This is a genomic window from Xenorhabdus sp. PB30.3 (genome assembly GCF_963895965.1).
Lineage (GTDB): Bacteria > Pseudomonadota > Gammaproteobacteria > Enterobacterales > Enterobacteriaceae > Xenorhabdus > Xenorhabdus stockiae.
This window is the reverse complement of the sequence record NZ_CAWQMW010000124.1, coordinates 22,488-43,562: the sequence shown is the minus strand read 5'-3', so window position 1 is coordinate 43,562 and position 21,075 is coordinate 22,488. Positions and strand designations below refer to the sequence as shown.

General features: G+C 40.4%; 24 protein-coding genes. 16 read left to right on the top strand and 8 right to left on the bottom strand.

Features of this window, described 5'->3' with window-relative positions:
- On the top strand, positions 1-177 hold a 177-nt coding region (locus AACX38_RS10135), incomplete at its 5' end, for a transposase (protein ID WP_228864170.1).
- A 716-nt stretch (positions 178-893) separates the two neighbouring features.
- Positions 894-1,859, top strand: a complete 966-nt coding sequence (locus tag AACX38_RS10130) for an oxidoreductase (RefSeq protein ID WP_228864168.1) — start codon at positions 894-896, stop codon at positions 1,857-1,859.
- Between the two features lie 139 nt (positions 1,860-1,998).
- Here AACX38_RS10130 and AACX38_RS10125 read toward each other — a convergent pair whose 3' ends face one another.
- From AACX38_RS10125 to AACX38_RS10115, 3 genes are all read right to left on the bottom strand, one after another.
- A complete protein-coding gene (locus tag AACX38_RS10125; RefSeq protein WP_228864167.1) occupies positions 1,999-2,229 on the bottom strand; it encodes a hypothetical protein in 231 nt (76 codons plus the stop codon).
- Positions 2,230-2,345: 116 nt separating this feature from the next.
- Positions 2,346-3,542, bottom strand: a complete 1,197-nt coding sequence (locus tag AACX38_RS10120; protein ID WP_228864166.1) for a hypothetical protein — start codon at positions 3,540-3,542, stop codon at positions 2,346-2,348.
- A gap of 321 nt (positions 3,543-3,863) precedes the next feature.
- Positions 3,864-4,088 carry a hypothetical protein gene (locus tag AACX38_RS10115; RefSeq protein ID WP_228864165.1) on the bottom strand — a complete coding sequence of 75 codons (225 nt, stop codon included), beginning with the start codon at positions 4,086-4,088 and terminating at the stop codon, positions 3,864-3,866.
- Positions 4,089-4,261: 173 nt separating this feature from the next.
- Between AACX38_RS10115 and AACX38_RS10110 the strand changes: the two genes are divergently transcribed.
- Complete coding sequence (locus AACX38_RS10110; protein ID WP_228864164.1) at positions 4,262-5,464, top strand: tyrosine-type recombinase/integrase; 1,203 nt, start codon at positions 4,262-4,264, stop codon at positions 5,462-5,464.
- Between the two features lie 102 nt (positions 5,465-5,566).
- Here the strand turns inward: AACX38_RS10110 and AACX38_RS10105 are convergent, their stop codons facing one another.
- Positions 5,567-5,920 carry an SH3 domain-containing protein gene (locus tag AACX38_RS10105; RefSeq protein ID WP_228864163.1) on the bottom strand — a complete coding sequence of 118 codons (354 nt, stop codon included), beginning with the start codon at positions 5,918-5,920 and terminating at the stop codon, positions 5,567-5,569.
- A gap of 451 nt (positions 5,921-6,371) precedes the next feature.
- Between AACX38_RS10105 and AACX38_RS10100 the strand changes: the two genes are divergently transcribed.
- The 9 genes from AACX38_RS10100 (at position 6,372) to AACX38_RS10060 (ending at position 12,864) form a co-directional block, all read left to right on the top strand.
- Entirely contained in the window at positions 6,372-6,620 is a 249-nt protein-coding gene (locus tag AACX38_RS10100; RefSeq protein WP_228864162.1) for a hypothetical protein, read from the top strand.
- Between the two features lie 67 nt (positions 6,621-6,687).
- Positions 6,688-7,116 carry a transglycosylase SLT domain-containing protein gene (locus AACX38_RS10095; protein WP_228864161.1) on the top strand — a complete coding sequence of 143 codons (429 nt, stop codon included), beginning with the start codon at positions 6,688-6,690 and terminating at the stop codon, positions 7,114-7,116.
- Positions 7,116-7,517, top strand: a complete 402-nt coding sequence (locus AACX38_RS10090; protein WP_228864160.1) for a hypothetical protein — start codon at positions 7,116-7,118, stop codon at positions 7,515-7,517. The genes AACX38_RS10095 and AACX38_RS10090 overlap by 1 nt, the downstream gene beginning before the upstream one ends.
- Positions 7,486-7,713, top strand: a complete 228-nt coding sequence (gene lysC, locus AACX38_RS10085) for an Rz1-like lysis system protein LysC (RefSeq protein WP_228864159.1) — start codon at positions 7,486-7,488, stop codon at positions 7,711-7,713. Before AACX38_RS10090 ends, lysC begins: the two co-directional genes overlap by 32 nt.
- 61 nt (positions 7,714-7,774) lie before the next feature.
- Positions 7,775-8,125, top strand: a complete 351-nt coding sequence (locus tag AACX38_RS10080) for a hypothetical protein (protein WP_228864158.1) — start codon at positions 7,775-7,777, stop codon at positions 8,123-8,125.
- A gap of 12 nt (positions 8,126-8,137) precedes the next feature.
- Positions 8,138-9,262, top strand: coding sequence for a hypothetical protein (locus tag AACX38_RS10075; RefSeq protein ID WP_228864157.1), 1,125 nt, complete (start codon positions 8,138-8,140; stop codon positions 9,260-9,262).
- Entirely contained in the window at positions 9,262-10,971 is a 1,710-nt protein-coding gene (locus AACX38_RS10070; protein ID WP_228864156.1) for a terminase, read from the top strand. Before AACX38_RS10075 ends, AACX38_RS10070 begins: the two co-directional genes overlap by 1 nt.
- Positions 10,972-11,651: 680 nt before the next feature.
- Entirely contained in the window at positions 11,652-12,242 is a 591-nt protein-coding gene (locus tag AACX38_RS10065; RefSeq protein ID WP_228864155.1) for a tyrosine-type recombinase/integrase, read from the top strand.
- A gap of 94 nt (positions 12,243-12,336) precedes the next feature.
- Complete coding sequence (locus tag AACX38_RS10060; protein ID WP_228864154.1) at positions 12,337-12,864, top strand: hypothetical protein; 528 nt, start codon at positions 12,337-12,339, stop codon at positions 12,862-12,864.
- 3 nt (positions 12,865-12,867) lie between these two features.
- Here the strand turns inward: AACX38_RS10060 and AACX38_RS10055 are convergent, their stop codons facing one another.
- Positions 12,868-13,197: a hypothetical protein gene (locus AACX38_RS10055; RefSeq protein WP_228864153.1), complete on the bottom strand. Its 330-nt coding sequence runs from the start codon at positions 13,195-13,197 to the stop codon at positions 12,868-12,870.
- A gap of 267 nt (positions 13,198-13,464) precedes the next feature.
- On the opposite strand from AACX38_RS10055, the gene AACX38_RS10050 reads away from it, so the two are divergent.
- From AACX38_RS10050 to AACX38_RS10040, 3 genes are all read left to right on the top strand, one after another.
- Positions 13,465-13,836, top strand: coding sequence for a helix-turn-helix domain-containing protein (locus AACX38_RS10050; protein WP_255712033.1), 372 nt, complete (start codon positions 13,465-13,467; stop codon positions 13,834-13,836).
- Positions 13,837-14,104: 268 nt separating this feature from the next.
- Entirely contained in the window at positions 14,105-14,284 is a 180-nt protein-coding gene (locus AACX38_RS10045) for a type II toxin-antitoxin system HicA family toxin (protein ID WP_228864151.1), read from the top strand.
- Between the two features lie 51 nt (positions 14,285-14,335).
- Positions 14,336-14,755, top strand: a complete 420-nt coding sequence (locus AACX38_RS10040; RefSeq protein WP_228864150.1) for a type II toxin-antitoxin system HicB family antitoxin — start codon at positions 14,336-14,338, stop codon at positions 14,753-14,755.
- 99 nt (positions 14,756-14,854) lie between these two features.
- On the opposite strand, the gene AACX38_RS10035 is transcribed toward AACX38_RS10040, so the two are convergent.
- The 3 genes from AACX38_RS10035 to AACX38_RS10025 all read right to left on the bottom strand — a co-directional run bounded on the left by AACX38_RS10035 (position 14,855) and on the right by AACX38_RS10025 (position 20,311).
- Positions 14,855-15,301 carry a helix-turn-helix domain-containing protein gene (locus AACX38_RS10035; protein ID WP_228864149.1) on the bottom strand — a complete coding sequence of 149 codons (447 nt, stop codon included), beginning with the start codon at positions 15,299-15,301 and terminating at the stop codon, positions 14,855-14,857.
- Positions 15,302-15,678: 377 nt separating this feature from the next.
- Positions 15,679-16,860 carry a hypothetical protein gene (locus AACX38_RS10030; protein ID WP_228864148.1) on the bottom strand — a complete coding sequence of 394 codons (1,182 nt, stop codon included), beginning with the start codon at positions 16,858-16,860 and terminating at the stop codon, positions 15,679-15,681.
- A 394-nt stretch (positions 16,861-17,254) separates the two neighbouring features.
- Positions 17,255-20,311 (bottom strand): Tn3 family transposase, encoded by a 3,057-nt coding sequence (locus tag AACX38_RS10025; protein WP_228864147.1) that lies wholly within the window; start codon positions 20,309-20,311, stop codon positions 17,255-17,257.
- 152 nt (positions 20,312-20,463) lie between these two features.
- On the opposite strand from AACX38_RS10025, the gene AACX38_RS10020 reads away from it, so the two are divergent.
- Positions 20,464-21,051 (top strand): recombinase family protein, encoded by a 588-nt coding sequence (locus AACX38_RS10020; RefSeq protein ID WP_228864146.1) that lies wholly within the window; start codon positions 20,464-20,466, stop codon positions 21,049-21,051.
- Positions 21,052-21,075: the final 24 nt, after the last annotated feature.

The window sequence follows — 21,075 nt, the reverse complement described above, 5'->3', positions numbered from 1 at the left end:
ATTATCCTCTTATTCCTGCCCGTCTACTCGCCTTGGTTGAACAAAATAGAATACTTATGGCACACGTTACATGAAACAGTCACACGTAACCATTGTTGTCGGTATATGTGGCAACTGCTCAGTAATGTGAAAAAATTCTTGAAAAAATATGCAAATAGACTCTTTCAGAGAAAGTAAATCGAGTGTCCCACTATTATGAAAAGTTATTTAGAGGCGGATGAATATTTTTGATGTAGTTGTTTTAGGAGCATATATTTACTAGGTGAAAGAGCTTTCCTTTAGATCTTGCTATCTTATGTCTTCAAAAGTTGTATTTATTTCACACTGTCGATCTGTGGAATAGTTGTTAATATACAGTGGCATAACTTGTGTTTATACAGTATTTTTTTGATAAAAAAATGCATAAATAGAGATACCTAAATGCATAAACAGAGATACTATCATGCATAAATTGAGATGCCAATATGCATACATTGAGATACCTGTATGCATAAATAGAGATACCGAAAAAACATAAATTGAGATACCATAATTTTAAAAATATAATGTAAAACAAAATGTTATTAATTTTTCATGGACGTTTTTTTCTAATAACAATCATTTTATAACCATATGTAACCATTCTATATCCATCTTATAGCCTTAATAGCTCTCTAAATAAAAAAAATAATAAAGATTTTCCTTTTGAAAACACGAAGTGTGTAATCTCCACTTTCTCACAATAAGAGAAGGTTAATAAGGGATTGTTAGTTCAAATAAACGTTTATGTTTCTTCAATCACACTCTGAAGGTTTTTAAGATAGAAGTTATGGTTTTGGTGAATAAACGATTTAAAGCGCTTAGAAAGCTATTTGAGGGCTTTTTAAAGTAACTGCTGACAGAGAGGAGAAGCAATGAACTCGTTATTCAAACCATTTGATTTGGGTTCTTTAACATTGCGAAATCGTCTTGTTATAGCGCAAGAACGCTCGCTCGGCTGTGTATCTGGAAAAGAGATGGCAGAACACTATTGCCAGTATACAACCAACGGTGGGGTTGGTCTGGTTATTACAGAAGCAATCTATATCAATCATCCATCTGCTGGAGAGAAACTAAATGTACCTCGCTTAGAGTCGGGTTCTAAATTAGGTTTTTCGGAAATAGTTAAGGCCGTACATAATACTAATGGCGTGATTTTTGCCCAATTGTTCCATCAAGGTGCTGACGATGAAGGACGGCTCAATCCTTCATTGGCCTGGAGCCCATCGGGTTTTTCAGCAATAAGGGGGTTATACGGTAATTCCATGACGCTTGATGATATTGACACAATTATTGCTTCTTTTTCTGAGGTAGCTCGCTTTGCCCAATCAGTCGGATTTGATGGTGTAGAGATTCATGGCGCACATGGATATTTGATAGACCAATTCCTATGGGCATACACAAATCGCCGCGAAGATATGTGGGGCGGAACCATACGTAATCGTGCTCAATTCGCGGCACAGATCATAGCTGCCGTGCGTAAGGTGACCAGCCGCACCTTTCCGATCTATTTTCTCTTTTCGCAATGGAAATTAGGTGCCAGCAATACAGCCATTGCAATCCGTCCGCAAGACCTGGAGCTGCTGCTTGATCCGATTGTTCAAGCAGGTACAACCTTGTTACATGCATCGGATATTCATGTTGATCAACCGGCTTTTCGGGGTTCAGAACGCAATTTGGCGGTATGGGCCAAAGAACTGACGAAACTTCCTACAATTGCAGCAGGTTCAATCAGGTTATCTTCATCGGGGGAGCTCATTCCAGCTTCCGATCTTGGAACGCTGATACGACAATTGGATAATGAGGAGATTGATTTAGTCGCTGTAGCGGCTCGTAGCTAAAAACAGCTGTGCTCGTAGTCAATTTATATAGTCACACGGCGATTTCAAATGAAAGATTTGTATTTTTGGAATTTAGATGCTGATTGGGTATATAAGAAGTATTTATATGATACTCCTTATATACTTAGTTAGTATTTATTTAAAACATTTTGTCTAACTCTGAAATCTCAGTGATATGATCATTTTTTACTAGCCAATCTACCAATAAAGCATATTCACCATCATTCATGGTTCGGAATCGAACGCTATCAGGGTTAGTGCGCCAAGCCCAAACAGTGTTAACACTGGTTTTGTAGCAAATACTAGCTACTTGAGCAGCTTTTAACTTAAAATGTTTTTGAATTATCTTGAGTTTTTCGTTATTGGACATACGATTATTCCATGAAATATTTCATAGAAAATAACATTCAGACGGTACAAAGTACAGGATATGGTTTTTTAAAGGCGGTTTCCCGCCTTCGAATGATATTTGCTACGAAAAGATAATTAAGTAGCCTCTAATGTGATTTTTCTGTTTGTCCCATTCCAATTTTCATTTTGTTGTTGCCATTGCTTAACTGTTTTTTCCAGTTTGGCATACAATTGCTTGACTGCTGCTTCCCCGAAACTTTTTGCAGCCTCTTTATTATTATCCTTTATGATAGTAAGCAGTCGATGAGGTGGAACGTGTAAAACACTATATAAGCTTTGAAAGCCAGCATTATTCAGGATCTCAACGTGTTTAGGATCTAAGTCTGCTTCTTCTAAATAGTTCTCTTTGGCCCATTCCATACGCTCAATGAGATGTGGATGTGTTAGTTCAACACGATCAACGATAAGATCATGCAATGCGTCATGAATATCAGTCGGCCAGCGATCGGCTAGGTAGTCACATGGTGGGTAGAATGGTTGCAACCATTCAGTTACGGAAATTGTAAGGCTAAGTCCATAATTGCTCTTTACTTCAAAATGCCAGTTAAGATCATTAATGATTTTGATATCGGCTGAGCCTGGTCGGAACGACAAGCCATATTCAAAAACGTGGATATAACATTTGAGGTTATTATCGGTACCAGAGAATTCTTTTTTGATTATATCTCCATCTTGATGCATGAGGTGAGAACGCATTTCTTTGGCTTCTTCTGCTAATTGGATATTTGTCTGTATCATGACACTTTTCTTAGTTTCAGCGTCAACGACCTGTTTTTTTAGTTCACTAATTGCAATGCGTTGTTGCTCTAATAACTTTTGCTTTTCATCAAGCTTTTTACGCTGATCAGCAATGCGTTGCCTCATGTCTTCTGGTTTCATGTTCTGGAGGCGTTTAAGTTCTTCCATTTTATCTTTAACATTAGCCTGTGAAATTTTGGCCTTAGCTTTTTCTCGTTCAGCTTCAGAAATCGATTTTTGAGCCTGAAGCTCTAACTCTGTAAAGTTAGTACGAAAAGCGTTTAAATCTTTTTCTGTGTTTGCAAGTTGGAGCTGGCTAGTTTCAAGTGCATCACATAACTCATTAAATTCATCTATTTCAATGTTATATTGTTCGATAACAAGTGCTTCTAATTGATCGACAATAGTGATTGCTGCATTAACAGAAGTATGAGCAATACCCTCGGTCTTATTAGCGGCAATGCCAAGTTGATAACGAGCTGGATTTAATGCTGACTGTAGAACTGCTGCTACGGTATTTTTTTCAATGGTCATAGGCTCTTCCTTTGAATCCTCAAAACAAAACTTTTTAATCGGTGATATTCACGGTTGCATCGAACTGTTTAAAAATTGCCAAAATTTGTCGATATAAAGGCTTAATTTCTGGTCGATACGTATTAACTTTGCTTGCAGTGCTCTTTTTAGCCGAATAGAATAAGGGACAGGTTTACGCATTAAATAGCAGTGGATAGATAATAGGCGCTCTGAGCGTTCCAACCTGGATAACTGTTGTTTGTTCATTGTAGGAATCCTTCTTCTTGTGTGATGTGTAAATTACGGCGTATCAATCTTTGGTCGGGGCGATACGCCAATCCTTCAAAACTGCGGTTTAATCCTAAGCCTGAATTCATCTCCATTAGTTTTCTTACCTGTCAGGTTAAATTCACAACCGATATCGTCAGCCAGCCGCTGAGCATCAGCGTGGAAGTCCGCGAATTGGTGTCGAGTCAAATTCTTGGCTGAATTGCCTTGAAAGTACGCTGACAGCACGATCATTTTGTTTTTCCCTTCTCTATCTGCATGTCTTTGTAGTGTTGTCATCAACATTTTCCTGTTGTCGATAGATGTAAAATTTGGTGTTAACGTCGCTAAAAGTTAGTTTCCTTTGCTTTAACGACGCCAATATATATTTAAACACTGTAAGCTGTACAATGTACAGGATTTTTTTGAGGAATAAATGAAGAAAACTGAAATTCAGTTGATTGGAATACCCAATGCAGACACTCATAACCAGTTTTTCTGAATCATCCATCAAGAGAGCACTGAAAACAGCTAAGGGTTGTGAAATCAAGGTATCATCGCGCCCTACGATCTTATTGCGCCCGCATAAAGGGGGTGAAACTGGCACCTGGTGGCTCAGGAAGGGAAAGAGTTATATTCGGCTTGGCATATATCCAGCTGTATCAACGAACGTTATAAAAGAGCGTCTGCCCCATATATTATTAGAGTTGGCGATGAATACTGATGCAACAGTGGAAATTGGCAGTTTTCAGAAGGTAGGAGATTTACTGACTTGGTATCGTGAACGTTCATTATCAGATCGTGAACTTTCCAAAAAACGTAAAGCAACTTTGAAATCAGTCATTAATAAACATTTAATTCCTATGTTGGGAAACAAATCTATTAATGAGCTAAACCATGCTTGTGTCGATGATAATCTTATCTGGTCACTTCAAAGTGAATACTCTTTATCAAATGTGCGTCTGATTTTTTCAGCTCTTAAGGCTGCATTTAAGCTGGCATTCAAGCAAAATCGCATAGAGACTAATCCACTATCAGCTCTGCAATTCACCGATTTTATCCAGAAACGAATTCATCCCAAAGATGCGCAAATTCGAGCAACAGATATACCTGTCATTCTTTATTCTCTGGTAGATTGCCATTATAGCACCCGAATGCTTATCCTGATGATGCTAATGTTTGGAACCCGTATCGGGGAGACTAGACAGGCTAAGTGGTCCCATATAGATGATAGTTATTGGCTTCTACCGGCTGAACATACAAAAACCAAACAAGCACATCGTTTGCCATTAACTCCCGTCTCTAAAGCTCTACTGGATTTATATCGAGAAACCCAAAAAGCGAAGGGATATACCGGACAGTTTCTATTTCCTAATGGCGTTCGCAGTGGTCAGTGTGTGTCAGCGAGTACTGCTAGTACTCAAATTAAGAGTTTTTCTTCCGGTAAGTGGAGCGCCCATGATTTGCGAAAAGTCGCCCGAACCGTGTGGGCAGATCTTGGTGTCGATTACATGGTAGGAGAAATGTTGTTGAATCACGCCCTTAGTAAACTTGATAAAACCTATATCCATACTCATGTGGAACACAAAATGAAAGAAGCCTTAGAAGATTACCATTGCTGGCTTAATTCTGAGGTATTGTTGCGCATTAGCCAGGATCAATCTGCCGAATCTTAGATGTAAAGGCTCAGACATTTTATTGCATGCCATCGCCTTTCTGGTGAGGGTATTTCATGTGGATCAGTGACGCTTTGTTTACAATGGCTGAAAAGGGTCCAATTATCCTTTTGGTTTCAAGTGCTCCAAAGGCACCCAACCACATTCGCCATTTAAATCCCTGGTACTCCATAACCAGCTATTCAAACGTTCCGTGCCGCTAACGGTTTCCCCCTCTTTTACACTCAATTCGTGGGCGGTATAGTCTTTCAGTGCAATACCGTTTTCATCATCAATCCATTCAATGAATTGCGCTGGAACAAAACCGGATTTTTGCCCCGATACGCTGCAAAAATACCAATTTTCCCATCCTTCATCACCTTCATATTTTTCCCCAATGATAAGTTTTGTACCTTTAGAAAAAGTGATTGGTTCAGGAAATTCGCTTATATGATCTTTGGTAACGATATATTGCATTGTCTTCAAACTCCACTCAAAAATTTGCAAGGAAGCTATGCTTCATAGCGCAGTCTAATAAACTATCCTTTTTTATTTTAATGAATGTTTTTTCTTATTCAAAATGAAAGGATAAAAATACCGATTTAGCTGGTCGAGTACCCTGAAGAATTCACACTCTGCAGTTGAGCTTTTCGTACAAGCCTGTTTCATAACTGGTTTTTTTGTGTCTGATTTTCCCCAAATATTCAGATTAAAAAGTGAGACAGGCGCGCAATCTCTATTTCGCTCTATACCTTCCCAATTCCTTATTGATCAAGCCGTAGCGCTGTTTTAGTGAATCTATTACGTAGGAGGATTCACGGTATCAGCGGAGCGAATTGATAAAAATGTGTTGATGCGAGAAACCCTTCATCGAAACAAACTACAGACTCAGCTAACACTGTATTTTTATTAAAAATTTGGAGGGCTTATGCCTGAATCAATCAATCTCACAACGGTGGGATTTACTGCCCTGGCGGGTATCGGTATGAAACTGATGTTTCTATGCCTTGCTCTGATTGTTATGACTATGATGCGTAAGATGATTTTTGGTTGTGATGGGGTAAAAAATGACTGGATTCAGAAAGCTAAAGAAAAGAGTGATTACCGTTCTATTGCTATTTATCAGTGCGTTATGTTTGGTAGTACCTGTTACCTCATCGGCAATATCTTTTCCTGACACATATGACGCTCAAATCAGGAAGTCAGCTAAGCACTGGCTTCCGACCTATGAAGCAGTCTATGGAATGGAAATTTTAAAGGCTCAGCTATACCAAGAAAGCTTGCTCAATCCCAAAGCTGTCAGTTATGTAGGCGCAGCGGGATTAGGGCAGTTTATGCCTGAAACTTGGGCTGATGTTTCTGCTCAACTTGGTTTCGCAGGCGTGTCAGCACATAGCCCTGAGCACAATATCGAAGCTGCTGCTTATTATATAGCTAGTAGGCTTAACGTCTGGCAATCCCCACGTCCAATGTCTGATCGTTTATCACTTGCTTGGGCCTGCTATAACGCGGGTTGCGGCTGGATTATCAAAGCTCAAAAACTTTGCGGTAATTCTGCACATTACAAAGAAATTATCCGATGTCTTCCACAAGTGACTGGTAAGCATTCCAGAGAAACGATGACGTATGTTGAGCGTATTTGGCGGTATTGGATGTTAATGAGGATTAACTGATGAACCCAATATTTGTAATAGGTGGTTTTATTGGTGCATTTTTACTGGGTGTCATTGGTACTCAGTATTACAGCATCAACAATCTGGAGTCCGTAATAGAAATCAAAACAGAGGAGGGTGATCGGCTGAAACAAGCTAATTCACAGTTTCAAAGTGATTTACAGGAAGCTGACGATTTTATTGAGCAGATGCTGGAGACGCTTAATAAAGAACGGTTGATAGCCTCAGAACGTGAGCAAGAACTCTTCCAAAATAGTGGCGATCTTCGCGCCAAATTAGTGCAACTTGAAAAGGAGGTTAGTAGTCATGAAGGTAAAGAATCTGGCTGTATGCACATTAGGCTACCTAATTATGCTATCAGGTTGCTCGGTGGGATCACCGAAGATAATCACAGTAACTAAAACAGTTGTAGAGAAACAATATCCGCCAGAAGAATGGCTCAAGGATTGCCTTGATTCTCCCTTGAAGGGAAATACCTATAAAGATGTTATTGCTCAAAGTGTGGAACGTGAAATGGTCATTAAATCCTGTAATGTCGATAAGCGTTCTCTTCGTGAATGGGTAAAAAACGAGGAATCAGAGGATGATGTTAACTGATTTTAAAGACTATGTAGTCCCGGTTCTGGCTGCTGGTCTTGGTGCTGGTTTCTGGAGTTTCATGAAGAAACGCCAAGAAAAACGTCTGGATGATGCAAAGGCTGCCATTGAGGAAAAACGCGCTGATGAAGTAATGATTCAAGGGGCTACGTCCGTCGTGGAGTTACAGCAAAAAGTCATGAAACAGTTGCAGGAAGATCTGGATAGGCGAGTGAAATCTATCGAAGATTTGTATGGGAAGCAATTAGCGAGTGAGCGTAGAGAGTGGGAGCGGGAACGTGCTCATTTAGAAGGAAAAATCTCTGAAATGAGTAAGCGATTAGAGAATTTAGAAAAGATTAACGAAAGGTTACTGCAAGAAAACGAATTACTAGCAAAGTGTGATCATTGTATTGCTGAAGCAGCGCAGTAGTAGAGGTTAGCTATGGCTAGAAAGCCCACCTACGATTGGTCAAGTCTTCTGGCGCTGTTATTTCAGCGCCAGAAGGAGAACCCGAAGTATAAAAATAAAGATTTTGCTAAGGACGAGAGTATCCCGCTTGGTTCGCTGACTCGTGCTATTACTCAGTACAGGAAAGGTCAGATAGAAGTGTCTAGATATGCTCCTATCGACCATTGCAATAGTGATCGAAAAAGCGATCTTAATAGTGATCGTTTGAGTGATCGTAATAAATCAAGAAAAAGCCGCAAAAATACTGACATTAACAATTTTAAACAACAAGTTAAGTATTGTAGCGATCACTTAATCGGGGAGCGGGCACACCAAAGCAGCCGATCATTACCTTTGTCTGGTACGAAACGAAATAGGGGAGGGCAAGTTGGTAATTCTAATGCCAGAAAACACGGCTTATATACACAACATTTATCAGAAGAAATGGCTGAAGCCTATGAGTCAGCGCTTTCTGCGGCGGGTGGTATTGATCATGAATTGGCACTGGCTAGAGCTAAATTAACAGAAGCCTTTCGTTTGAAAGGTGAGCAAGAGTACATTGAAAAACGAACGGCTGAAGAACAATTAAGACCAGAGGTGAGTATAGGTAATAGTGATAAAGCATCATATTTCAATCATGCAGCCATGCGAGCTGAAGAATTTGAAGACAATCTTGGCCCACAGGGTACTACTATAAATATAAAAATGAGGCGAGTGGACTGGGACACTGTTATTGACCGATGGCTGGGGCGTATTGCGAACCTGGAATCTTTGCGTCATAAACTGCTACAGGGTTGCACACTAACATACAGTGAGCAACTGGCAATCAAATCCACTGTGTTTAATCAGTTGTTGAACGATGAGATAGATGCATTAACTGCGAGCCACATGTTGAGTGCAAACGGTTTAGACATTCCTCCTAATTTGCTTGCTCAAATTCGTTTTGAATTAGGAGAAGGGGATGGTGACGATTCAGATTTGCCAACAGGCGCTGTGACCCCGCAATTAGTGGAAGAGCGCGAGCGACAGCTTCAGCTGGGTAATAAACAAAGCTCTGAAGCATTTTTAGCAGCTCGTATGGCTGAGCTGGAAGAACTAAATGAAGAGGAACCTCGTTAATGGCAAAAAGGCATAAGAAAAAAGGTCATGCTGCCATCACATTGGATCCGCGCTATTTGGACTTTGCAGCAAGTTATCGCAGTCAGCCACTGGCCTTTATTTGTGACATCATTGGGATGGAGCCATCATTCCAGCAAATTGAAGTGATCAATGCTCTGACTCCGATCGGCGCACGGGTGTCTGTAGCTTCAGGGCACGGTACAGGCAAATCCCATCTTACAGCGGCATTGTGTCTACATTTCATCATAACTCACCCAGAGTCATTATGTATGTTGACAGCGAACTCGCTGGATCAGGTCACTAACGTAATTTTCTCGTACATAAAACGTCTTTGGGTAAAAATTTGCCAGCGCCAGCCGTGGCTTGAACAGTATTTTGTTATTACCGCTAAATCTTTCTATACAAAGGGATACAAAGGCGTCTGGCAAATATTCGGTAAGACTTGCTCTAAAGGTAATGAAGAAGGTTTAGCTGGGCAACACCGGCGCGACTATATGGTTGTTGTCGATGAAGCTTCAGGGGTTTCTGACCGTGCATTTGAAGTTCTGCGAGGAGCATTGACAGAAGACAATAACAAAATGTTACTAATCAGTCAGTTTACTAGGCCAACCGGTCATTTTGCAGATTCACAAACAGAACTGGCTGAACAGGAGCTATACACATCTATAACCCTGAATAGCGAACTGAGTCCATTTGTAAATGTGCGTTTTATTCGTGAAAAACGTATCGAATATGGTGGAATTAATAGCCCTGAATACGGAATCCGAGTGTTGGGTATTTGCCCTGATAATGCTTCAGGTTTCCTGATTTCCCGCAGTATGGTTGATAAGGGTTTTAATGCTGTTATTGAATTTGCCGATGAGTGGGGTTGGGTGGCGACTGCGGACGTTTCCGGTGGTGAAGGTCGAGATAGTTCCGTGCTTAAGATAGGCAAAGTTTGTGGTTTTGGTAGTGAAAGGCAGGTTGAGGTTGTGAGGGCTATTGAGGCACCGGCAGATATGGACGGTGTTCAATTTGCTCGCTTTATCCATCAGGAAACAGCAGGTTATACCAATATTACTGTGGGTATAGATGCTGATGGATATGGACTCACAACGGCTCAGGAATGCGAAAAACTGGGCGTGAATGTTGTTCGTATCCACTGGGGTAGACCGCCACACGCAAATTCAGTGAAGCAACGTTTCCCGAAAGAAAAAGATTATGCCTGTGTCATGCTAAAAGAGGCACTGGACAATGGGCGAATCAAGCTCTGTAAAGGTGATTCCAAACTGTTTGAGAAGAAGCTACAGAAGCAGTTCGTCAAAATTCCTTACGAGTTTGATGAATTAGGACGTTGGCGCATTTTTTCCAAAAAACAGCTCCGTAGTGAAGGGATTAAGTCACCCGATATCTTTGACGCAACTGCGTTCTTCTGGTTAGTGGATTATATTCCGGCTGGTGAGCAGAGTGATAGCCAATCGGATAGCGCATTAGCTAACGCAATGGCGTTGTTGGGTGAAATGGAAGTCAGTGCAGCGGATAAAGCGATAGCTGCTATTGAATCAAATCGGGTCGTTGAATGTCATTCTGGTGATTATCCAGAAGTTCGTCAGGCAATACAGGCTGCCTGTGGTGAATGGATCGAGGATGGCATGAATGAGTATGCTCAGGTTGGGTTGCTGGAAATTGAGCGATTAGATGAATTCTTTAAGTTTTATAAACGAGCTTAATAAGTTATCCCCAATTTCAGTGGATAAGCCTGTGTAAAAGATAATCAGATATATTAAATAGGAACAAAGTTCCTAATTACATAAATTGCATACAATTGCTATGTGTTTTTTTAGATTAATAGAGAGAAAAAACATAAAAATATTGTGGCATCAGCCAGTTACGGTTTGTAGTATCCGCCGTGAAAGTTGATACCCTTTTCAATACTTTCTCAGTATAGGTAGTCGTTAAGCCCTCTAAAGCCCATCTTAATAGTGGGCTTTGTTTTTTCAACATTTTTATGTTGTAGATTGCTGATTAGTTGATGCACTAAGATGCAACTGCATGTTTGAAATGGCGTAGCTCCCTTTAGTTACATATGAGAGTGCGGTAAGAAGTGACTTTTTTACACTGTCTGCTGGCTCTCACCATCATTTAAAGTCGAACATTGCGATCCCTATTGGTTGTTGTTGTTATTTTATACGGTATTGCACTGAATGTAGGGCACAGGGTAATTGAGAGTCAGCCTCGCAAGGATGCGGGGCTTTTTTTGTCCATCTAATTGCTTTAAGTATCTTATAGCAATTAATAATGTCATGTTATATCTAATTTTTTATTGTTTTTCTCTTGATTGGTTGACATAAATTAATTATATTCTCGTTATAGCAATTAAGTTTATTATCCCCGACCAAAGGAAAAAAGAGTGAAACAAGTTGATCCCATCAAAGACTTGGATGACGTAAAAGCTATCTACAATCGTTTAAACAAATGGGGAAATCATCGAGAAGCCGAATTGGTTATGCTGGGGTGTAATGTGGCTCTGCGTATAAGTGATTTACTGAAGCTGAAGTTTGGCGATATCAAAACGATACAACTTGAAGGCGAATATATTGGTTATATCGAGCTGGAAGAGAAAAAGACCGGGAAACCTAAGCGTTTAACACTGAATCGGACCGCCATGCAATGCATTGAACGTCTAAAAGCACAAAATCCGGGTGATACCTATCTGTTTCAAGCTAAGGGGAATCGCGTTAAAGGTGATCTTAAGCCGGTGAGTCGTCAGTGGGTTTCTACCAAGCTTATTGACGTAAAAGATAGTCTGGGACTGGATTACAGTCTAAATACCCACTCACTGCGTAAAACATTTGGCTATCACGCTTATAAACGCGGCACGGATATTAACGTATTGCAGAAACTATTTAATCACTCCAGTGTTACCGAGACATTTAAGTATATTGGTATTACCGATGAGCGCGTTCGTGACGTATATCTGAGTATAGAAATAGGATTGTAATATAATAGGAAGGGTAATCTTCTTATTTTTTATGGGGGATTACCTGTAACGATATAATCGCTCTTTAGGATAAAATAATAAAAAAGGAACAAATATGTATGAGTATATAATTAAGGATTGCCTAAATCTTCCTGAAGAAATACTTTCCCCCTTTATTGTTTTGGATAATGGAAAAAAAGATTATTATGGAAGAGGAGATGTTAATCGATATAACCGTAGACGGATCATTCAAGAATTGTATCCTGTTTTTACAACTGAGCATAAGGCTCTTATCCGTTTTTTATTGAAACATGAAGTTGAGAGCTGTGCGATCTATGATTATTATACAGACCTTATGAAGGCGTTGTCATACATGCTTCTGACTATGGCGGATATAGAAGATTCCCTGCTATTTTATCGAACCAAGTTTGAAACTACTTTTGATGCAAGATGCTCAATGGACATTGAGCCAATATTTGGTGAAGATAAAGAAAAAACGAAAGCTTACTTCCTCGGGAAAAACCAGGATATAGTAGATGTTATCGAGCATTATGAGCAATTCCCGTATGTAAACAAAGTTGACTATATTAAGCGAATACAGGATCATAAACTAATGAAATATTGGCTATATGATAATGCTTAATGCTTAATGCTTTGTTGCTAGTGAAATTTTAGTATCAATTCTTTCTATGGCTATGTTAATAATCATACGAGCCATAATTTCCATTTTATTATAAATTTTGCTGTCCTCTTTGAGCTTTTTCTTCGTTTCATCTATATATTCATCATATAACAGCCAGTAAATACACACAGCTCTAACCTCCCCCTGAACACCCTGATATGACTCGATTATTGCGAAAATTTCTTTTTTTAGCTCTGTAGCTGAATGAGATTTCCACGGTAGGTTAAGTAGAATATCTGAAATGGTATCTTCAAAAACACTTTCATTATCATATTTAGTGAATTCGCTACTCATATTACCCTCATCATAGATATATAAAAATATAAGCCACAGATAGAAAGCCCTCTGCAAAAACAGAGGGAAGACAGCATGGATCTTTTTGATAGATGAACTACTATCCTAATAATAATTAGTGAAATAATTCCCTGATGTTGTCATTGATATAGATATTTTAGTTAAAGATCTTAGATATAAATTCGAACGGTTCGCATTTCTATCTTACGGAGGATTCTGTATCAATGGTAAAAGTTAGTCAATACATAAATTTGATTGATATGAAAAATGATAAGCAAGAGATTGATTTCAATTAGGAAATCAAGAAAGATAACCCAAAAGACTTTGGGAGAAGCATTGGGATTAGATGATACAAATGCTGCCAGAGTGAAAATTTCACACTATGAAAATGATCGTTACATACCGTCATTTGATACTGTATGCAAAATTGCAGATTATTTAGGTGTACCAGAGGGTTATTTCTACACTAGGGACGAAAACCTTGCGCGTAGAATATTGGAATTATATGAAAATAAAGAGGTTTCGTTTCAAAAATCTGATGACATTCTGTGTTTACAAAAAGAATTAAAAAGCGCAGAAGATAAAATTAGTCGCTATAAAATGGCAATTGAAGCATTCAAAAAAGTCATGCCTAAATGATTTTGCATCATATGAAAGAACAACTCTGGATATATGTCTTATTGAATCTACTTTCCCTTCATTGATGATTTGTAGTAATCCAATTTCTAACACTACTTATCTCCCTAAATTACAAATATAAATACTTTTAATTTCATTGTGTTGTGAACAAATGAGCTGATTTGAATAGTCATTCAAATTTCTATGGGGTTATTGGGGTTATTTATATCTTGACTTATGGGGTTATTGGGGTTATTATTATTGCCAAGTTAAACAGATAGGAGTTGGTTTGAGAAGTGCAGATTTAATCAAAGAGGTTGAGAAAAAAGGGTGGGTGCTGGTGCGAATCAATGGAAGCCATCATCATTTTAAACATCCTGAACATGACGACCTACTGACAATCCCACACCCGAAGCAGGAAATTAAAGTGGGATTGCTCAGAAAAATACAGAAGCAAGCGGGGCTATAAGCCCCCTTATCTGCACTAATCAAATTTTTTAAAATATTGGAGGAATATAACGTGTTATATCCTATTGCGATTGAAATCGGTGACGAGAACCACGCTTATGGCGTGGCTGTGCCCGATATATCTGGTTGTTTTTCAGCTGGAGATTCATTGGAAGATGCAGTAAAAAATGCTAAAGAAGCTATTACTGGACATTTAGAGTTGTTGGCCGAAATGAACCAATTACCCCCAGAAGCAAAGACACTGGATTACTGGCTCAAAGATGAAGAATATACAGGGTGGGCGTGGGCTGTGGTTGAAATTGATGTCGAGCCATACTTAGGCAAATCGACAAAATTCAATGTCACTCTACCTGATTTATTATCGAAAAAAATCGATGATCAGGTTAAAGAAAGCCCCAATTTGTACAAGAATCGTAGCCACTTTTTACAAGTGGCTGCTTTGCATGAATTACAGAATAGTATTCAGCAATAAAGATTATTAACCAGAATTAGTTGTAATTGTAGTAGTTGTAGTAGTTCAGATCATATCTGAACTACTACATAGCATTTCATCCGAGTTTCACTAGAAACGTTATTCGTTCTCATCGATAAACGCTGATACTGGCAGATTAAAGCGTTTTGATAGGTTTTTCATGTGTTCTAACGTTAGCTTACGTTCACCTTTCAAAATCATGCTTACCAAAGAGCAAGAGCCAATTTCATTTTTAAAACTGCTTTGATCTAGTCCGTGCTGATCCATCAAGGTTCTCAACATCGCCAACTCCTGTGGTACAGCGGCAATGTGTGCGTTAAATTCGGCGAATTCGGGCGCTGTATTCTCATAATCAGCGATTTTTTTCGCCAGCAGGTCAATAAGCGGGTTTTCATCATCAGTATCGAGCAACTGCTCTACTATCTCAAGTGCTTGTTCATAGTCATCACGTCTATTGCTTCCGCCCAACAAGGGAATGGCGTTTATCAGGGTTGCGGTAGCGCTTAACGCTACCTCATAGTTCTCATAATTGTTTACAGACATCATTCTGGATTTCTCCGGTAGTGATCAGTGAGCCGGTCATAATCTTTGTGAGTCACTATGTGTTTTATAAACATGTTTCTGAGTTTCAAATTTGATGTATACAATAATACGAAGATTGTTACCTCCGATACCAATTATCTACTAACTTGGATGCAGGCATTCAATAAATACTTATTAGATATCTAATTGGTACTTAAATAATTCATCAACGACTTATAACGTCGCTAAAAAGGTAAAGAGCTGCTTCTATAGGAGGCTAGCTAATAAAATGAATATATAGATGATTCATTCTGTTTAGGTAGCAGACTAAATTTTGCACCATTGCCTAATTTTAATGATAAAATCATGGCAACGGTACAAAATAATTTACAGTTTTTAGGCTAAGACATCGAATTTAACCACTCTTTAATAAGTTTAACAGTCGAGCGTTTCCCGCTTGTATAAATTTCAGCTTTAGATAAATTCAAAGTAATTTTGTATTCTTTGTGAAGTCGATGAAGCCATTTGGGTAAATCGGCAAGATTACCTTTGCCGAGTCCAGTAAGTTTAAGATCATTTTGTGTAATTTTACCGCTCCATTCGCAAAATCGGCCTAATGGAGAATGACTCAGTTCAATATTCCATTCATAATCAGGATCAGGTTGTATGCGAAGATAAAGACTGGGCTGAATAAAGCCCTCTAACGCGTCATCAAGTTGGGGAATATAGATTTCAATTTCCCAATATTGATCACTTGCGAATGGTAAATTCAATGACGTTGCTAAAGCGACACTTTCTGTTGCTTCACGCCGTGTTTTTTCGATAAATGCAAGGCGTTCGGCAAGGTTGATAAAATCCGTCTCATCAGGTTCACATTCAGGTAAAATACATAAAACCGTATCATTGAGAATACTTAAATGGTGTTCCCTGTCCGGAATAGAATAAGTTCCTTCGAGCATATCGCGGACAAGATGGGTACGGGTGGCTTTATTTAACAGAACAATCAGCACCATCCCCCAAAATGTCAGGTTTGTTGTATTGTAGTTTTTACTAGACCTCGGATCATGATCATGTTGATATTGAAGATGACGTAATATTTCCAATAAATAGAAAGATTGCGCTGTAAAAGGTTGAAAACGCATTTTTTTATCACGCTGCGAAACCAGCCGGGTATACCGTTGAATTTGGTGTAACGTCTTTAAACGGGTTTTTAAATCCGCCGCAGTTGCCAGCTCCCCGACCGATAAAACACCAGTATCATCAAACCCAAAAATAAACAGCATGACATGGCGTTTTGCCAAGCCTGCTCCATATTGATCAATCAGGGGCAACCATTTTCGATAGGCTTCAAGTAGCAAGGGAATTTCTGGTGTCGCAACGGCGGGAACAGTGCCTTGCACGCGCATATAATGAAAATAAAATAATACCCGTTCTTCTGGGGTTAGCCTTTTAGACAATCTTGCTGCATAAGGTTTTATATGATGATGGTTTCTTGGCCAAATTCCGCCCTGTTCATCAATCTCTAAAGATTTGTTTTCATCCAAGATAAAAGCGCGTATTAAGTGAGTTAAATCATCATCCATTAGTCATATCCAAATTTGGGAATTATCAATAATTGAGGGCAAGTTTCTATATAACAGAAAAATATAATGAAATAGAAATTTCAATTTCTTTTTATTATACAATTGTCATTTTAAGAAGAGATTGTACGGAATGTCAAAAATCGTCTGAACTCGATTGTGAGAGCTATATTAGCAATCATCCTCTGTAGTTCTGGGTTTTGGCGTACATGAATATCGCGTATGATAGCGTTTAGTACATATAGCTTCTGAAAATGACAGTTATGAATTTGCATTAATCAGCATATAAGAAAAAAGGCCATCATTAAGATGGCCAAACAAAATAGTGAGACTTATCATTTTCAAGGCTTTTTGTTCACTATACTGGGATTGTAAGCCGGAATCGTCCATAATTTTGTCAGATTACTTTCAAGCCTTCGAGAATCGCATCCAGATCAATCTTTTTCCCTTCACTATTAAAGGTATAATGACCATTCAGCAAAATATGTTGCCATGCCACAGGAGATATTTTACTGATAAGTCTCCCCGCTTTTTCCATATCGCCCAGACTGTCTCCCAATTTTTGCATCAGCCGTGATAACAACGCGGAGTTGTAATAAATGATCACACTGGCCAGTAATCGACCACACTGATTACTGATCTCAATTTCAATGTCATTCTGACCTGTCAGTTCTTTTTTTCCGCCAACCTGCGCAATGGCAGAGCGTAACTGGTGATAAGACTCAATCCGATTTTGTGAACGATGGCTGTTTCTGGAAATTTGGGGGGTTCGAAGATAGCGCAGAATATAAAGACTACGAATGAGCTTATCAAACTCGAATAAGGCCTGCCTCGTCGGATTTTTTGTGGTGTAAGTGCACAACTTACGGATTAAAGCCCCTTGTGTTATTGCTTTGAATCCGAGCGTGGCCACTATCTGATCTAAATGGGATTTTTCATCAATAATGCCCTTTTGATTGATTTGTCCTACGGGCTGTATCAGGCACGTTTTATACTGCTCAGGGTTATCAGCACAATAGAGTTCTTTCTGCATTTCTCCCACTGACGTGAAACGGGGTTCAAAACGTAATCCAAACCAATGCAGAATGGCAAAGTTAGCCTTGTTGACGCTGTGCATGTCACCGGTGATCGTCATGGGTGTAATCCCGGCGGTATTTCTGTACCAGATATCAAAAACGTGATGGGCTTCGTATTCATGCGCACCGATAAGATAGCCATTCAGGGGAATATGGTTACACAGCATGGTATAAGCCACTACACCTTTCCCGCGACCAAAATATTTTTTTGAACCGCGGGCCTTTATCATCGGATGTTCAACGCTGAATTTTTGTCCGTCAACGGCGGCATACAATGTGCCCAGCTCCAGAGAGTAATAAGGAAACACAGATAACTCTTTGATAGCATTACTGATACAATCGGTGGCGGATTTTAGCGAAGACAGACGCAGATATTGCGCATAGACCTCATTCAAGACATGGTAGGAAATATCACTGGTTCGGGCTAACGTTCGGTTACCGTGGTTCATGGCCTGAGCCACAATCACGGCCATCAGACTGTCAGCATCAGCTTCCTTCTTTTTTGCATAAAGGGGCTGGATGGGAGTCATGACTGATAGAAACTGGCATTGTTGGTTAACAAAGCGAAATACATCGGTTAATTCACTGAAAGGCAGCTGAGTATAGAACTCCTGTCCGCTGTCGGGTTTTTCTGTACTCTCGCTCTTGTGCCCGCTCAGTTTTTGAGTGCCTTTATCAAACTCCAGATGGGGCAGTTTTCCTTGGTTAAGTTCACGGTTGAATGCTATCCACTGAAGATGCAGCTCCTTGGTTAAGGTCTCCAGTTGTTGCTCTATCGGATGACGCAAAAAAGGAATGTCCATGTGATCCAGAATGTCGTCTTTATCTTCAATGGAAACCAGTTCGTCAGAAAGATTCCGGTGTTGCAGACTGTCATCGAGATATAATTCCCCCGATTCAAACCGCTTTCTGAGTTGTCGGTAGAGCCAGAATTCGTAACGATCTGCCTGTAATCCGACAGGGTGACCTTTTTCATCCAGGATCAACAACCACGCACGCAGTCGTTTCGGCAGGGTTGCTATTGGGCATTCCGCCAACGGACGTTGAGTTAAACGTTGTTGCCGGGAGAAGACTTCCTTAACCCAGGCAAGCGCGGCTAACCATGGACAGTCAGCCGTCACACTGGAAAAATCCAGCGCACAGAACAACGGCCGCAAATGACGGCGAATGAGACTTACCTGAATATCTACCGCTTTCCAGTGGCGGGCCAGTTTATTGTCGGGTTTGCTGCTCATTTGTAAAGCTGCCTGTTGCAGGCTCTCTCTGGGCATAATTTTCCAGGCTTGCTGACGCACATCACCGAAAAACAGGTTATCGGGCACATTATCATCAACAAACAAGGAGAGCACACGACCCAACTTTTGATTATCCTGTTGGCGGCGTAGCTGGGCGGCTTCAAAATTCTTTTTCGCTTCTGCACTGCATCGTTCTTCTGTCTGCCTCATATGCCAGATAAGGGCACTGACCAGGTTATCAGACAGTTGCCGGTAACGTAGCCAGACATAACACAGCAGGTATAGCCAGGTTTGTTCTTTTTTCAGGTTGCGCAGATCATAAATGGTATAAAACAAGGCCAGACTGGCGAAGTACAACAGGTTTTGTTGTGATATACCGAGTCGGGGTAACAACGATTTAGCAACCCAATATAACGGCGCTATCAGGGTTCTTTTCTCCCGTTCTTTAAGCATCTGCCGCCAGCGAAAATTCTTGGCATCCTGTTTTAAGACCGTCAATTCCGATAATGCATCTTCTTTCACCAACAGCGCATCCAGCGCTTCCCGGGTTTCTGTCTGTAATGTGTCGGATAAAATATCAGCCAGACGCTGCCGTTCATTAACCAGTGCTTTACTGATGATTTTTTGGAAAGTTGAGTATCCGGGCCGAACGATTTTGTTGTTATTCAGCCAGCAGATTAATTCTGTAGCGATAAATCCGAGAGTAATGTCACGGCGCGCAAGGTGTTCAGCTTGGATAACAAGCTGGGGAAGAAATTCACCGGCCCACAAACGATAACCGAATAACCGGGCTATCAATTTACGTTGTGTGTAGTATTCGTGATCGGTAATCATTTTGAGTTTACAAGGGGTATCGCAAAAATAGCGATACATGACAAAATGGTAATCATTTTCCACCTCATCAGGTGAAAATCGGAAAAAAGCCTGTTTCGCTTTGAAATAACCGATCTGTAAAATACAGTAAACCTGAGCAGATAAATTAGGCCGATTTCTGGCAAGCGCCAGCTCGTTAGCTGAAAGCGACAAAAATTCCTGCTGTTGGGCGTCATCAAAATCAGCCAAGCCATACAAAGCCTCCTGTTCAGCCTCGATTAATACGGACAACCTTTCTTTACTGGCGGTTTTGTTTGTATGATGAGTCATCGCGCTGACTCCGGGAAATGAATGTCCGTAAGGGGATCGCTCTGCGGACGGTGAGAATACAGGTTGATAATCCCGATAAATCGCTGCTGCCGTTGTCTCACAGAAGTGGTACGATAGCAATCTCTTTTGTAGCCCCCTAATCGTACACACTGATGACTGGAATATTAATCGGCTATGCCCGTTGTTCTACCGATAAGCAGGATCTGACCGCCCAACAGGAAGTATTGTTAAAACTCGGCGTTTCCCCGGACCGGATTTACCTTGATAAAGGTCTGACCGGAACAAACCGGCAGCGCCCCGGATTGGATCAGGCTTTGGCCGCAGTGCGGCGCGGTGATACGCTGGTCGTCCCTAAACTGGACCGACTGGCACGTTCCGTGCCTGATGCGCGTGACATTGCCGACTCACTGCAAGCGAGAGGCGTCAGACTGGCACTGGGCCAGAGTATTTATGATCCGACCGACCCGATGGGCAAAATGTTTTTCAACGTAGTGGCCACGTTTGCGGAATTTGAAGGAGACCTGATTCGTTTGCGCACACGCGAAGGGATGGCGATCGCCCGGGCGAAAGGAAAACTGCGCGGGAAACAGCCCAAACTCTCCCATAAGCAACAGAAAGAACTGTGCCGGATGCACGGCACAGGCGAGTATTCGATCAGTGATTTGGCTGAATTGTTTTCAGTATCAAGGCCCACGGTTTACCGGACATTGACCCGCAACAGAATAACAAATGATAACTAACGGGAATTGTTCCTGAAAAATAAG